Genomic DNA, 13,601 nt, shown 5'->3' on the forward strand with positions numbered 1-13,601 from the left:
GGGAATGCCGCCCATCCGTTTCGGGCAGGACGAAATTATGCCGGGGCACCCGTTGCGGGATGTCCCGGTTTTTCATACCCTGCCGGAATATGCCTCGTCCGGTCCGTGCACCGGAACAATGGTTTAGGCGCATAGGCGCATAGGGGCATAGAGGCACAGGCAGGGCCCGGAAACGCATCAGGTTCCTGGGCACACAACACGTTCATCGGAAAGGAACTCCTCATGGATGCGAACAATATCTGGCTGAATGTGGTCGCTGTTCGGCAGGCGTCGCCGCTGGTGCATAACATCACCAACTACGTGGTCATGAACACCACCGCAAACGCCCTGCTCAGCGCGGGAGCTTCACCCATCATGGCGCATGCCCCGGAAGAGATGGAAGAACTGGTCGCCATTTCCGGCGCGCTGGTGCTGAACATAGGCACCCTGAGCAGGCCGTGGATAGAAAGCATGCTGCTCGCGGGGCGGTGTGCCGCCGCACGCAAGGTGCCCGTGGTGCTCGACCCTGTGGGCGCCGGTGCGTCCGCCTTGCGCACGGAAACCTGCCTCACGCTCCTGCGCACGGTGCGTCCCGCCGTGGTCCGCGGTAATGCCTCAGAAATTCTGGCCCTCTGCGGCGCAGAAGGGGCGACCAAAGGTGTGGATTCAATCAAAGCACCCTCCGATGCGCTTGAGGCGGCGATGCAGCTTTCAGAATCCTTCGGTTGTGTCGTGGTGGTAAGCGGCGAAGAAGATGTCGTTCTGGGCGGCGGCAGAACCGTCCGACTGCGGGGCGGCAGCGCCCTCATGCCACGGGTTACGGGAATGGGCTGCACGGCCACCGCGCTGGTGGCGGCGCATGTGGCGGCTGCGGGCGATGCCTTTACCGGGGCGTTGTGCGGCATGGCCGTGATGGCTGTGGCGGGCGGCATGGCGGCAGAGCAGGCCGCAGGACCGGGCAGCTTTCAGGTGCATTTTCTGGATGCGTTGTACGCCATGCAACTGCAAAATATTCATGACCATGTGGTGGTAGAGGCATGAGGCAGCGGGTAGATTATTCCCTGTATCTCGTCACAGACCGCGCCCTGTGCGGCGGGCACGGTGTTGTGCAGACCGTGCGCGAAGCCGTTGCAGGCGGTGTCACCGTGGTGCAGCTGCGGGAAAAATCGCTGGACACCCGCACCTTTGTGGAAACAGCCCGCGCCGTCAGGGCAGAACTTGCGCCCCTCGGCGTGCCGCTGCTCATCAACGACAGGGTGGACGTGGCGCTTGCCTGCGGTGCAGACGGCGTGCATCTGGGCCAGACAGACATGCCTTATGAAACCGCCCGTGCGCTGCTCGGCAGGGATGCCATCATCGGCCTCTCCGTGGAAACCATGGCCCACGTGCACGAGGCCAAGCGGCTGGATGTGGATTATCTGGGCATAAGTCCTGTGTTCGCCACATCCACCAAGGCCGATACGGCACCGCCGTGGGGGCTGGAAGGGGTGCGGCGCATCCGTCTTGCCACCCATCACCTGCTGGTGGGCATAGGCGGCATCGGCGCAGGCAATGCGGCAGATGTGCTGCTGGCCGGAGCGGACGGCGTGGCCGTGGTTTCCGCCCTCTGCGGGCAGCCGGACGTGCGCCTTGCCGCAGCGGCCCTTCGCCGCACCGTGGACGGAAAATAGCCGCATTCCTGTCGGCCCGCAGCGGCCCGCCATATATCCGTTACTGGCCCGTCAGGCGGGCGAAACTTCTGACTGGCGGAAGGCAAAGGCCTCCTTTTCCACAGCATCCGGTTCTATGCCGTAGGCGGCCAGCTCTTCCAGCACGGTCTGCTGCATGCCGCTCGGTCCGCACAGGTAGAATGAGGCCGTGGTGGATCGTATATGCCGCGCCAGCATCTCGCGTGAAAAGTGCCCCTTTTCAAACCGTATGTGGGGCCTGTCTTCCTCGAAATACATGTCCGGGTTGGTTTCCCGGCTGAGAACGTGAATCACCGTCAGCCGCATGCTCCGTGCCATATCCTCCAGCTCCGCAGCGGCAAAGGCATCGGCAAAGGTCTTGTTGCACCAGAACAGCGTGCACACGTTCTGCGCCCCCGTCTTGCAGAAGTGGCGCAAAACAGAAAGAAACGGCGTTATACCCACCCCGCCTGCAATCATGACCACCTCTTCCCGCTGCGTTATGTCCTTACAGAAGGCCCCGAAAGGCCCGGCGCACTGCACGCGGGCGCTGGAGTCCAGCGAGGGCACAAGCTGCGAGGAAAAACGCCCTTTGCCTTTAATGGTCATTTGCAGCGTGTCACCGGGGGCCCCGGATATGGTGAACGGATGCGGCTCCGACCACACGCCGTCTTCCATAATGCGTATGGTGGCGAACTGGCCGGGACGGAATTTTTTGAACCGCTCGTCCGCCACGTCCAGAACAATGGTGGTGGTGTCGCTGTTCTCCCGGATGGTTTTCATCACTCTGGCCGGTTTGGGTTCGCTCATGGAGCCTCCGCTGCTGGGGTGGTTCTTTGTGCCGCCATTGTAGCGCAACCCGGCTGTTTGTCCAGCCGCATACCGGCATGGCGGCGGGCAAAAAAGAACGCCGCCGTTGTTCCATAAGAACCCCGGCGGCGTTTGTGCGCGTTGGCATGAACAGAGCAATACAGGCAGGGGGCAGACAAGGCAAAAGGCGCATTGCCCGGCATCTGCCGGTGCGCGCCTTGCGGGAAGCCCGAACCTCATCCCTGCACACTGCCGCGTGCGCGGCAGGCTTAGCCTATTTCCATCACTTCGATTTCAAAGGTCAGTTCCTGACCGGCAAGGGGATGGTTGGCGTCCAGCACAATGGCGTCATCGGTAACGGAGGTAATAACCACTTCCATCATGCCGTCATCGGTCTGCAACTGCAGCATCATGCCCACTTCGGGGCTGATGTGCGGCGGAACCTGCGAGCGGGGAATATCCAGAACGAGTTCTTCGTTCACGGAACCGTATGCGTTTTCCGGTGCAATGGAAACCTTGGTCGCGTCGCCCACACTCATGCCGATAACGGCGGCTTCAAAGCCGGGAATGAGCATGCCGGAACCGAGGGTAAATTCAAGGGGTTCGCCGTCACGGGAAGAATCAAACACTGTGCCGTCGCTCAGCGTGCCGGTATAATGAACTTTTACGGAATCACCGTCTTTGGCCTGAGTCATGCACGTCTCCTGGTTAATAGGGATAAGAAGCGAACAGCTTGTCTGTTGCGGCCCCTCTTGTCAATCCGCAAGGGCGCAAATCATGCGTTTCCCAGCAACTCCCACACGGCCCGGCAGAATGTCTCCACGCCAGCGGGAAGCGCCTTTTCGTCCACCGTAAAGGCGGGGTTGTGTATGCTCTGGCCGCCTTCAAATCCGGTGCCCAGAAAGAAGAAGCACCCGGGAACACGTTCCAGAAAATACGCCATGTCCTCTCCCCCCATGGTGGGCGTGGCCTCGCGCACGTTCTGCGCGCCCACGGTGGCAATGGCGGCCCTGCGCACAATGTCTGCCATGGCGGGATCGTTGATCACGGGCGGATAGCCGTTGATGAATTCCAGATCAAACGTGGCCCCCATGGCATCGCACACGCCGCCCACCACCTGCCGGATACGCTCTTCCCAGCGGCTCCGTATGTCCCTGTCAAAGGTGCGCAGGGTGCCCCCGAAGTTGGCGGTTTCCGCAATCACATTAAAGGCGTGCCCGGCGCGGAACATGGCCACCGTGAGCAGGGCAGGCTGCACGGGGTCCACCTTGCGGGAGATAATGCGTTGCAGTGCGCCCACGGCCTGCGTCCCTATTTCCAGCGCGTCCACGCATTCGTGCGGCTTGGCGGCATGCCCGCCCCTGCCGTGTATGGTCACGTCAAACCTGTCCATGGCGGCCATAAGCGGGCCGGATTTCACGTCCACCATGCCGGAGGGAGTTGCTGGCCACACATGCAGGCCCATACAGTAATCCACGGCGGGATTATCCAGCGCGCCCTGTTCAATCATGGGCTTTGCGCCGCCGGGATACTCTTCGGCAGGCTGGAACAGAAATTTCACCGTGCCGCGCAGGCTGTCCCGCATGGAGGTAAGCACCTTGGCCGTGGCCAGCAGAATAGCCATGTGCGCATCGTGTCCACAGGCGTGCATGCACCCTTCGTGCAGCGAGCAGTACTCAAGGCCCGTGCATTCCGTGAGGGGCAGAGCGTCCATATCGGCGCGGAGCATCACCACGGGGCCGGGGCGGTTCGTCTCCAAAAGGCCCATGACGCCAGTGCCCGCAATCCCGGTGTCAACAGGCAGGCCCATGTCCGCCAGTGCCCGCGCCACGTAAGCCGCCGTTTTCACCTCCTCAAAGGCCAGTTCGGGAATGCGGTGCAGGTCGCGCCGCGCCGCAATAAGGTAGGGAACGGTCTGTTCCGTGAGGGTACGTATGGTATCCATAATAATTCCGTATAGGGTTCGTGATTATGAAAAGTCTGTCAAAGCGTCATGCGAGTGTCCCCGCGCTGCTGCCGGGGGTTCTGCCGCATGGGTCAGTGTAGCGCGTTGCGGACCCGGAAACAACTCAAAGGCAGACCTGCTACGGAAGATTCTGCCCGTCCTGTTCCGGCCCGGAAGCAAAACCGCCTGCTGCACGGCGGCGGGAGAGGGTGCTGAGCCTGCGGGCCATAAGCAGATACAGGGCACACAGCACAAGATGCTGGGTATCGGCGGTGTCATTGGGGCTGAGGAAGGGGAGATAGATGTCGTTCAGCAGCAGAAAATCCTCAAAATACCCAATGAGAAGAAGGCCGCAGGCCTGTACCAGCGCATACACCGTCATAACCATGGCGGCGAGGGACAGAAAGGGGCGGGGCTGCCGGAAGGAAAGCCCCAGAAAGAGCAGGGCAAGCAGCGAGGCAAGCGAGGGAAGAATCAGTTCGGGCAGGGCATCATCAGGATATTCCGGTGGAAGATGCACAAACTTCCAGAACAGAAAGAGGGATATGAGAAAGACAATGCAGCCCGCTCTGCCTGCTCCGCGTGTGGCGGGGGGGACAGGAGCATTTCCGGGGGCCTGTCCGTCCGCTTCCGGCATGGTGCTCAGCGTCAGACGTGGGGAGGCGCCGGAGAGCAAGGAGAATGGCTTCGCAGCAGGGAACGTGCGATGCACAGCAGGCTGTCCGGTTTGCGAAATGTTCGCGTGAGAGGCGGCAGAAGGTTCCAGCACGGCGAGAAGGCATACAAGCGCAGTGAGCGTAAATGCGGCCACCAGCAGATGGGTATGAAGAAAGAGCGCGTCCGCAGTCTGCTCCAGTCCGGCAGGCATGCCCGGAGCAAGGGGTATCCCCGCCGCGCCGGAAAGGGCAAACACAGACTCATGGGCACCGGAGAGAATGGCATAGAGCGGTAGAACCATCAGCATGGCGAGCAAGCCGTTTGCCGTTCTGCGGCGTTGCATGGCCGGCAGATAAAGCACAAGATACAGCATCAGAATAATATCCGGCGCGCTGAAGTGCCCGTTCCATTCCGTTGCCGCAAGACTCAGGTTCTCCCACGCAGCATGAGATATGAGCATGCCGGTGAGTGTAAGGATGCAGCCATGCAGTGGCCACAGGAACGCGCTGGGTGTATGCATACTCAAGTATGGACGTACAGCGCAGGCTGAGTCAAGAAAGAGTGACTCCGGTGCGGATGATTATTCTGCGGGCTACGATTTTCAGGTGCAGCATACGCGGACAGGTGCCCCCGCCCGACCAGCGTTTTCCCTTGTTTCGGGTGCGTCCCGCGCGTAGGTTCCGGCCCTTCGTGCGGCAGGGTGCGTTGAAAATTGTTTTCAGGAACAGGGTAAGCCTCTTGACGCAGGGTCAGGAGAATTGTAGTAGTACCAATTAGTACCACTGAGGAAGAAATGGAACTCATTCAGGCGCTCAAGAAGTTCGGATTCACGCAGCAGGAGTCGCTCATGTACGTCACGCTCAGCCGTCACGGCGGCATGACGGGCTACGAGGCGGCAAAGACGGCGGGCATATCCCGCTCCAATGCCTACGCGGCGCTATCCAGCCTTGTGGAAAAGGGCGGGGCGGTTGTCTCCAGCGAAGATGCCAGCCGCTACGTGGCTATTCCCAAACAGGAACTGCTGCTGAACCTGCGCCGGTCATGCGAGAAAACCATAGGATTTCTGGAGCAGCACCTTCCTGAGCAGGAAGAGGGAGCCGCGCCGTATCTTACCGTTTCCGGCTACGAGAACACGCTGGACAAGATGCGGAACATGCTGCTGCTGGTCGAGTACCGGGTGTATATCTCCATGCATTCCGCTAATGTGGCGCTGCTGCGCAACGAAATAGAAGACTGCGTGCGTCGCGGGCTCAAGGTGGTCATCCTTTCCAACGATGATCCGGGCATCGCGGGCGCGAAATTTATGAAGAACAGCGCGGGCACGGGAAACGTGAAACTCATCGCAGACACCAGCGAAGTCATTGTGGGGCTGGTGGAGGCAGACACGGGCCAGTGCCTGTATTCAAAGAACCAGCATCTCGTCTACCTGATGCGCGAGGCTCTGCTCAACGAGATCGAGCTTATCAGGCTGCGGGGAGGCTTTACAGGAGAATGACGATGGGCAATGTTCGTTCCGCCTATACGGACAGCGTGGACTTTTTCGGGCTTAACACGCCCATGGAACTGGTGGAGGAATTCGGCAGCACACTGTACGTGTACAACGAAAACATGCTTCGCCGCCGCTGCCGCGAAATCAAGGCCCTTTCCTCGCACCCCGGCTTCACGCCCAACTATTCCGCCAAGGCGAACACGAACATCCATCTGCTGAAGATCATCCGCGAAGAAGGCATGGTTGTAGACGCCATGTCCCCCGGCGAAATCGTCATGAACCTTGCGGCAGGCTTCACGCCTGACCAGATACTGTTCATTTCCAACAACGTCTCGGCAGAGGAGATGCAGTTCGCCATCGATCACGGCGTGAACGTGAGTGTGGATTCGCTCTCGCAGCTGGACCTTTTCGGCGAGATAAACCCCGGCGGCAAGGTGGTCGTGCGTTTCAATCCCGGCATCGGCGCGGGACACCATCAAAAGGTGGTCACCGGCGGCAAGGAGACCAAGTTCGGCGTAGACCCCGCCAGCATGGACGAGGTGCGCGCCATTCTCGCCCGCCACAGCCTCACCCTGTGCGGCGTGAACATGCACATAGGCTCGCTGTTCATGCAGCCGGAAGGCTATGTGGCTGCCATGCAGGTGCTGCTGTCCATTGCCGAGCAGTGGGTGGCACCTGCCGGTTCATCGGCCACCGGGACGGATAACGGTCTGGAAATCATCGACTTCGGCGGCGGCTTCGGCATCCCGTACCGCAAATACGACGGAGAGTCCCGGCTGGACCTTGACGCGCTGGGCACCGCATTCCATGCGGCCATTACCGAATTTTCCGACCGCACCGGCTACAAAGGCCGCTTCATGTGCGAACCCGGCCGCTATATCGTGGCAGAATGCGGGCTGCTGCTGGGCACCTGCTACAGCGTGAAGAATAACGGAACCAAGCGGTTCGTCGGCACCGATCTGGGGTTCAACACGCTGGTGCGCCCCGCCATGTACGATTCCTTCCACGATGTGGAAATCTACCGCGAAGACGGCGAACCCGTGGCGGAAACCATGGTGCAGTCCATCGTGGGCAACATCTGCGAATCCGGCGACATCATCGCCAAGGACCGCGCTCTGCCGGAAATCAAGGAAGGCGACATCATCGGCATGCTGGACGCAGGAGCCTACGGCTATGTGATGAGTTCGCCCTACAACCAGCGTCTGCGCCCCGCAGAGGTGCTCATCGGGTCCGATGGTCGCCCGCGCCTTATCCGCCGTCGCGAAAGCATTGACGACCTGCTGCGCATGTACCCGGAGGCAGAGGAATTCGCCGCCCGGTTCCGTGCCTGCGCCTGAGTCCGCCTGATTCGGCCCGGTTTCGCCCTGTTCCGCCCGGTGTCATCCGGTTTCGTCCAGTTCCGTCCGGTTCCGCGTCTGGATGTGGTGAAAAGCGGCGCGCCGGGGCCGCATGTACTTCGGGGTGCCCTTCATAAAGGGGACACCCGTAGCGTGCCCGGTGTGCTTTGCATGGCGACCCGTTGGTGAAGAGTTTTGCATGTTTCCGGTCCGGCTCCGCCAGCCGGTGCCGGAAAAGGGCCGAGGGTGTGGTGTTCCCCTGAGCAACCAACAACGCAATCCCTGCCGGTTTGCACACCCCGGACCACCTCAGTGCCGCGCCTTGCCCGCGCTGCAGCCTTGCCGGTGCCCTTCGCCGCCATGAACGGCACCGGATGACCGATGAACACCCTGACGCGGCAACCGCTGCGGCTTCATCGGGCGGGCTGTCTGCGCAGAAAGGCGATAGGCACGCACAGCACCGGTATGCCAGCCGGTGCGGTGCCGTTTTCCGTCTTCCACGCCGCCCGGACATGCCAATCCGGGCGGCGTGGAGCGGAATGGGCTAAAATTTATCCCGGATAATTTTTAGCTCTGCGCGGGCTGCGGCTATGCCCCGTCCCCTTGAGCAAAATTTGCTGTCTGCGTATGCGGCTGCCCAATCCGGCGGCGTGCGGAGTGTGCCCCTTGCGCACGTGGCCGGAACAAGGCAGGGAAGCACCGCGTAATCAGGCAGCGGGCAGGCTAGTTCCTGCCCCATTCGTGCTCCCTTCGTCCCCCCTTTGTGTGGGATATCGCGCACGGCACAGGGCCGCCTTTGCATGCAGCAAAGGCGGCCCTGTCGTTGTATGATTATTCTGCGCTGTTCCCGTGGCGGTGCGCATCCCACCCATAGGTTGTGGCAATCACTTCCAGCGGGCGATTGACTTATTCTGAAATGGGTCTACCTTTCCTGCTGCCCGAAGTGGCAGGGGCCAGATTACCGGGCGTGCGCACCTGTACTGCCGTGGTAGAGGCGGACTCACCCGCATCTCCGCCCGCATCCCCGTCCGTATAATGGGCAGAAGGCCCCATGACTATGGGATCTGTTCCATAATGTGTACTGCGGCGCATGCGGGAGAGCTGCTTTTCGGCAGCGTCCAGATAGCGGGCAAGGGCCTCGTTCACCACCTCGTCCACATTCAGTTTTTTTCCGTTCTGACGGGCATTTTTCTTGGCGTTTTCCAGCCGCACCGCAAGGTCGGCGTCCACGTTAAAAATGACCCGCTTGATTTCCTGTTCTTCCTTGAAGACCTTCATGGCAACCTCCGTGTCCGGTGAGCTTGGAAGTACATTGTTTGTACACAATGTGTACACTTGGTGCAATATTTTTCGTGCTGCTCTGAGCCGGTTTCCGAAAGGATACCATGTTCCCGGCAGGTTGGTTGACCGCACCCTTCGGCTGGTGCAGTATGCAGGCTGGAATTTTCAACCGTTTCTCCCACAGGTATCGCAGGAATGGCACAGTCGGGTTCGCCTGTCGTGGATCAGGCATCATACAGGAACATCTGGAACCTCTCATGGCCGCAGGTCGTGATGATGTTCTTCCACTTCACCATCGGCTTCGTGGATGTGTGGGTGGCGGGCCAGATAGACCACACCGTGCAGGCGGCTGTGGGGCTGGTTTCCCAGAGCCTGTTTTTCTTTCTGGTCATCGGCATGGCCATGGCAAACGGCAGTGTTGCCGCCATAAGCCAGTCCATTGGGGCGGGGCTGCAAAAGCGCGCCCTGCGCTTCATTTCCATGGTGCTTGCGCTGGGCTTTTTGTGCGGCATGATCATCTGGGTGGCGGGGCGGCTGTTCAAGTGGCAGTTCCTTTCCCTGCTGCAGGTGCCGGAAACCATTCTGCCCGTCACCGGGTATTTTCTGGATGTCTTCCTGCTGCTGTTGCCCGCCTACTACCTCATGGTGGTGACCAACGCGGTATTCCGGGCGCAAAAGATGGTGCTCATACCTCTTGCATCCACCGCCATTGCCGCCGTGGTAAATGCGTTCACGGATTTCGGGTTCGGTCTGGGTTGGTTCGGGCTGCCCGCCTTCGGGTACAAAGGCGTGGCATGGGCCACCTTTGCCTCGGTGTCGGCAGCCACAGCGTTCAACATTGTCATGCTGTTCCGCCACGGGCTGCTCAGGCCCAGTTCTTTTCCGCAACTGCGCTGGATGCGCAGGGCACTGCCGTACCTGCTCAAGGTGGCTCTGCCCACCGGCGGCATGCAGCTGTTATGGCATCTCGGCTACATGGTGCTCTTTGCCATAACCGCCTCGCTTCCCTATGACAGTGTAAACGCGCTGGCGGGCATGACGGCGGGCATGCGTGTGGAATCTTTGCTGTTCCTGCCTGCCTTCGCCTTCAATATGACGGGCAGCATCCTTGTGGGGAACAGCCTTGGTGCGGGACGCCGGGATGAAGCCCTGCGCATAGCCCTGCGGCTTATCGGCATAGCCTGCGGCTCCATGACCGTGGTGGGTCTGATCATGTGGCCGTTCATAGATCCTTTGGCCGCGTTCCTTGCACCGGAGCCTGCTGTCACACGGCAGGCAGTGACTTATCTCATTTACAACATCCTTTCCGTTCCGTTCACGGTGGCAAGCATGACTCTGGGCGGCATCATGACCGGAGCCGGAGCCACCATCTACACCTTTGCGATATACAGTTCCGCCACATGGCTGGTGCGTCTGCCCGTGGCCTATGTGCTGGGGCATCTGGTGTGGCAGGATGCGGAAGGGGTGTATCTGGCCATGCTTGTTTCCCAGATATTTCAATCTTCCGCCATGCTGTATGTGCTGCTGCGGCGCGACTGGTATCGCTTCAGCATGATCAAGCGCAACAATTCCCGCAATACTCCGGGCGCACTGCCGCCGCTGGAAGGAGCCAAGACCAATGTCCGACCTACTGTATAGCCCCGTGACCATGGACCGCATGGACGAATTTCTTGCCCGGTTCGACCGTTGCCCCGCCCCGTCATCCGACTACACCTTCACCAACCTGTGGGGGTGGGCAGAGGAATACGGGCTGGAATGGGCATGGAGCACAACCCACGTATGGGTGCGTCAGACCCGTCCGAACATCATCCGCTGGGCACCCCTCGGGCCGTGGACCGGCGTAGACTGGGCGCAGTGCCCGCATATGAGTCAGGGCGGCAGCTTTCACCGCGTGCCGCAGGGACTGGCGGAAATCTGGCAGAACCAGCTCGGGTCACGTGTGGTGCTGGAAGAGGCGCGCGGGCACTGGGATTATCTGTACAGCACAGAAGACCTGACCACCCTTGCGGGAAACAGGTTCCACAAGAAAAAGAACCACGTAAACCAGTTCAAAAAGCAGTACGCCTACGAGTACCACCCCCTCACCCCCGACTGCGTGGAGCATGTCATCGCCCTGCAGGAAGAGTGGTGCCAGTGGCGGGAATGCGAGGAGTCCGAGGCCCTGCTTGCGGAAAACGAGGCCATTGTCCGCGTTCTGGAGGAGTGGGACGTCATCCCCGGACTGGTGGGCGGTGCCCTGTACGTGGAGGGCGAGATGGTCGCTTACACCGTGGGCGAAAAGCTCACCGAAGACACGCTTGTGGTGCATTTTGAAAAGGGGCGCACAGGCTATCGGGGCGTGTATCAGGCCATCAACAACCTGTTCGTCACTGCAGAAGGCGCGGGATACACCTACATTAACCGCGAGCAGGACCTGGATGACGAGGGGCTGCGCAAGGCAAAGCTCACCTATAACCCTGTTGATTTTATTGAAAAATACGCCGTACACGTCTCGCCTGCCTGAGAAGGCGGACTGCAGGCAGCAAGCCATAGGACTGTTTGACACGTCATGGCAGGGGGGCTAGAAAGGCTGCGCCCCGAACAACCGCAATAAAAGTCCGCTTGCGGCATGCGGTCAGGGGCATATCCCCGCAAGGAGCAGGCATATGAAAGAGCGTGTGGAGGCGGCGCTGGCAAAGGTGCGCCCCTTTTTACAGAACGACGGCGGCGATGTGGAGCTTGTGGATATAACCGACAAGGGCATCGTGCAGGTACGCCTGACCGGGCGATGTAAGGGATGCCCCATGTCCAAAATGACCCTGCGTAATGTCGTGGAGCGCTTTGTGCTCAAGGAAGTGCGCGAGGTCAGGGGCGTGGAGTCGGTGGAAGAATAGCCTTTCTGGAGAAAATACAATGACAAATTCCTCACAGGCTTCGGCGCGGGTGGTCACGCGTTTCGCGCCTTCGCCCACCGGGCACCTGCATATAGGCGGCGCGCGCACGGCCATTTTCAGCTGGCTGCTTGCCCGTCATTTCGGCGGAAGTTTCGTGCTGCGCATAGAGGATACGGACCGCGAGCGTTCCCGTCAGGAATACACGGACGCCATTCTGGAATCCATGCGCTGGCTGGGGATGGACTGGGACGCGGAGCCCATCTACCAGAGCCGGCGTGAAGATATTTACAATAGCTACATCGACCGCATGGTAGAAGAGGGCAAGGCCTACTACTGCGAATGCACGCCTGAAGAGGTGGAAGCCATGCGCGAGACTGCCCGCGAGGCGGGCGACAAGCCCAAGTACAACGGCCGGTGCCGTGCGCGCAATCTCGGCCCCGGCGAAGGGCGCGTGGTGCGGTTCAAGGCTCCCCTTGATGGCAGAACCGGATGGGTGGACCTCGTAAAAGGCCCGCTTTCCTTCGAAAACGCCGAGCTGGACGACATGGTCATCCGCCGCAGCGACGGTTCCCCCACCTACAACCTTGCCGTGGTGGTGGACGACCACGAACTGGGCATCACCCATGTGCTGCGCGGCGACGACCACGTGAGCAACACGCCCAAGCAGATCATGCTCTACGAGGCCATGGGCATGCCGGTTCCCAAGTTCGGCCATGTGCCCATGATCCTCGGCCCGGACCGCAAAAAGCTCTCCAAGCGCCACGGCGCGCTGTCGGTCATGGAATACGAGAAGATGGGCTTCCTGCCGCAGGCACTGGTCAACTATCTGGTGCGTCTGGGCTGGTCACACGGCGATCAGGAAATCTTCGGGCTTGAGGAGCTTATCGAAAAGTTCTCCACAGACGCCCTCACCAGTTCCGCAGCCGGCTTCGACCCCGACAAGCTGCAATGGCTCAACGCCCATTACATGAAGGCAACCCCGGATGCCGAACTGGCCCGTCTGCTGGCCCCCTTCGTGGAGCAGGCCGGTTTCGGCCATGTGGACGCAACCTATGTGGCGGCGCTGGTGCCGCTGGTGAAAGAACGCGCCAAAGACCTGCCGGAAATGGTGCAGGCCATGCGGTTCATGCTGGTGGAAGATGCCGCGTTGGAATACGATGCCGCCGCCGTTTCCAAGGCGCTGACCGAAGAGGGCAGGCAGCATGTGGGCAGCCTGCGTGCGCTGTTTGCGCAGCTGGAGTCCTTCACCAAAGAAAGCACCCATGATGTCATGGCCCGCTATGTGGAAGAAAGCGGCCTCAAGTTCAAGGCCGTCGGCCCGCCCCTGCGCGTGGCCCTTGTGGGTACCATGGGCGGCCCCAATCTGCCGGACGTGATGGAGATTCTGGGCAAAGACCGCACCCTCGCCCGCATGGACCGCGCGCTCTCCCTGTAATCATTCCCCATTCTGCAATTTGTCGGCCTCCTGCCCTGCGGCGGGGGGCCGTTCTTTTTGTGGCGTGCTGTGTGTTTTCGTCATGTCTTGTGTGCCCCATAACGTGCTGCCAAAAAAGGATTGCATGA

Annotated in this window: 13 protein-coding genes; 8 read left to right on the forward strand and 5 right to left on the reverse strand. The window is 60.5% G+C overall.

Going from position 1 to position 13,601, the window contains the following annotated elements:
- Positions 1–222: 222 nt before the first annotated feature.
- Together thiM and thiE are read left to right on the forward strand one after the other, a co-directional pair.
- A complete protein-coding gene (gene thiM, locus HUV26_RS09350; protein ID WP_174409842.1) occupies positions 223–1,020 on the forward strand; it encodes a hydroxyethylthiazole kinase in 798 nt (265 codons plus the stop codon).
- Entirely contained in the window at positions 1,017–1,649 is a 633-nt protein-coding gene (gene thiE / locus HUV26_RS09355) for a thiamine phosphate synthase (RefSeq protein ID WP_174409843.1), read from the forward strand. The genes thiM and thiE overlap by 4 nt, the downstream gene beginning before the upstream one ends.
- Before the next feature lie 51 nt (positions 1,650–1,700).
- Here thiE and HUV26_RS09360 read toward each other — a convergent pair whose 3' ends face one another.
- The 4 genes from HUV26_RS09360 to HUV26_RS09375 form a co-directional block, all read right to left on the reverse strand.
- Positions 1,701–2,456: a ferredoxin reductase domain-containing protein gene (locus tag HUV26_RS09360; RefSeq protein WP_174409844.1), complete on the reverse strand. Its 756-nt coding sequence runs from the start codon at positions 2,454–2,456 to the stop codon at positions 1,701–1,703.
- Positions 2,457–2,725: 269 nt separating this feature from the next.
- Entirely contained in the window at positions 2,726–3,151 is a 426-nt protein-coding gene (locus tag HUV26_RS09365; protein ID WP_174409845.1) for an FKBP-type peptidyl-prolyl cis-trans isomerase, read from the reverse strand.
- Positions 3,152–3,231: 80 nt separating this feature from the next.
- A complete protein-coding gene (locus HUV26_RS09370; RefSeq protein ID WP_174409846.1) occupies positions 3,232–4,401 on the reverse strand; it encodes a M20 metallopeptidase family protein in 1,170 nt (389 codons plus the stop codon).
- 139 nt (positions 4,402–4,540) lie between these two features.
- Positions 4,541–5,518, reverse strand: coding sequence for a hypothetical protein (locus HUV26_RS09375; RefSeq protein WP_174409847.1), 978 nt, complete (start codon positions 5,516–5,518; stop codon positions 4,541–4,543).
- A 333-nt stretch (positions 5,519–5,851) separates the two neighbouring features.
- Between HUV26_RS09375 and HUV26_RS09380 the strand changes: the two genes are divergently transcribed.
- Together HUV26_RS09380 and lysA are read left to right on the forward strand one after the other, a co-directional pair.
- Positions 5,852–6,553 carry a TrmB family transcriptional regulator gene (locus HUV26_RS09380; protein ID WP_174409848.1) on the forward strand — a complete coding sequence of 234 codons (702 nt, stop codon included), beginning with the start codon at positions 5,852–5,854 and terminating at the stop codon, positions 6,551–6,553.
- Positions 6,554–6,555: 2 nt separating this feature from the next.
- Entirely contained in the window at positions 6,556–7,884 is a 1,329-nt protein-coding gene (gene lysA / locus HUV26_RS09385; RefSeq protein ID WP_174409849.1) for a diaminopimelate decarboxylase, read from the forward strand.
- A gap of 906 nt (positions 7,885–8,790) precedes the next feature.
- On the opposite strand, the gene HUV26_RS09390 is transcribed toward lysA, so the two are convergent.
- The gene (locus HUV26_RS09390) at positions 8,791–9,162 is read right to left on the reverse strand and encodes a hypothetical protein (protein WP_174409850.1); all 372 of its coding nucleotides are present in this window, start codon (positions 9,160–9,162) and stop codon (positions 8,791–8,793) included.
- Between the two features lie 198 nt (positions 9,163–9,360).
- On the opposite strand from HUV26_RS09390, the gene HUV26_RS09395 reads away from it, so the two are divergent.
- From HUV26_RS09395 to gltX, 4 genes are all read left to right on the forward strand, one after another.
- Entirely contained in the window at positions 9,361–10,803 is a 1,443-nt protein-coding gene (locus tag HUV26_RS09395; protein WP_174409851.1) for an MATE family efflux transporter, read from the forward strand.
- Complete coding sequence (locus HUV26_RS09400) at positions 10,784–11,668, forward strand: DUF2156 domain-containing protein (protein ID WP_174409852.1); 885 nt, start codon at positions 10,784–10,786, stop codon at positions 11,666–11,668. The genes HUV26_RS09395 and HUV26_RS09400 overlap by 20 nt, the downstream gene beginning before the upstream one ends.
- Positions 11,669–11,810: 142 nt before the next feature.
- The gene (locus tag HUV26_RS09405; protein WP_174409853.1) at positions 11,811–12,038 is read left to right on the forward strand and encodes a NifU family protein; all 228 of its coding nucleotides are present in this window, start codon (positions 11,811–11,813) and stop codon (positions 12,036–12,038) included.
- A 19-nt stretch (positions 12,039–12,057) separates the two neighbouring features.
- Complete coding sequence (gltX, locus tag HUV26_RS09410) at positions 12,058–13,473, forward strand: glutamate--tRNA ligase (protein WP_174409854.1); 1,416 nt, start codon at positions 12,058–12,060, stop codon at positions 13,471–13,473.
- Positions 13,474–13,601 lie beyond the last annotated feature (128 nt).

This window comes from Desulfovibrio psychrotolerans, from assembly GCF_013340305.1.
GTDB classification, from domain to species: Bacteria; Desulfobacterota; Desulfovibrionia; order Desulfovibrionales; family Desulfovibrionaceae; genus Halodesulfovibrio; species Halodesulfovibrio psychrotolerans.

What these genes read in the sequence shown, in the direction of transcription:
- HUV26_RS09400 (WP_174409852.1), top strand. Translation starts at nt 10,784, where the DNA reads ATGTCCGACCTACTGTATAGCCCCGTGACCATGGACCGCATGGACGAA.
- HUV26_RS09395 (WP_174409851.1), top strand. Translation starts at nt 9,361, where the DNA reads ATGGCACAGTCGGGTTCGCCTGTCGTGGATCAGGCATCATACAGGAAC.
- HUV26_RS09370 (WP_174409846.1), bottom strand. Translation starts at nt 4,401, where the DNA reads ATGGATACCATACGTACCCTCACGGAACAGACCGTTCCCTACCTTATT.
- HUV26_RS09360 (WP_174409844.1), bottom strand. Translation starts at nt 2,456, where the DNA reads ATGAGCGAACCCAAACCGGCCAGAGTGATGAAAACCATCCGGGAGAAC.
- lysA (WP_174409849.1), top strand. Translation starts at nt 6,556, where the DNA reads ATGGGCAATGTTCGTTCCGCCTATACGGACAGCGTGGACTTTTTCGGG.
- HUV26_RS09365 (WP_174409845.1), bottom strand. Translation starts at nt 3,151, where the DNA reads ATGACTCAGGCCAAAGACGGTGATTCCGTAAAAGTTCATTATACCGGC.
- thiM (WP_174409842.1), top strand. Translation starts at nt 223, where the DNA reads ATGGATGCGAACAATATCTGGCTGAATGTGGTCGCTGTTCGGCAGGCG.
- HUV26_RS09375 (WP_174409847.1), bottom strand. Translation starts at nt 5,518, where the DNA reads ATGCTCATATCTCATGCTGCGTGGGAGAACCTGAGTCTTGCGGCAACG.
- HUV26_RS09405 (WP_174409853.1), top strand. Translation starts at nt 11,811, where the DNA reads ATGAAAGAGCGTGTGGAGGCGGCGCTGGCAAAGGTGCGCCCCTTTTTA.
- gltX (WP_174409854.1), top strand. Translation starts at nt 12,058, where the DNA reads ATGACAAATTCCTCACAGGCTTCGGCGCGGGTGGTCACGCGTTTCGCG.
- thiE (WP_174409843.1), top strand. Translation starts at nt 1,017, where the DNA reads ATGAGGCAGCGGGTAGATTATTCCCTGTATCTCGTCACAGACCGCGCC.
- HUV26_RS09390 (WP_174409850.1), bottom strand. Translation starts at nt 9,162, where the DNA reads ATGAAGGTCTTCAAGGAAGAACAGGAAATCAAGCGGGTCATTTTTAAC.
- HUV26_RS09380 (WP_174409848.1), top strand. Translation starts at nt 5,852, where the DNA reads ATGGAACTCATTCAGGCGCTCAAGAAGTTCGGATTCACGCAGCAGGAG.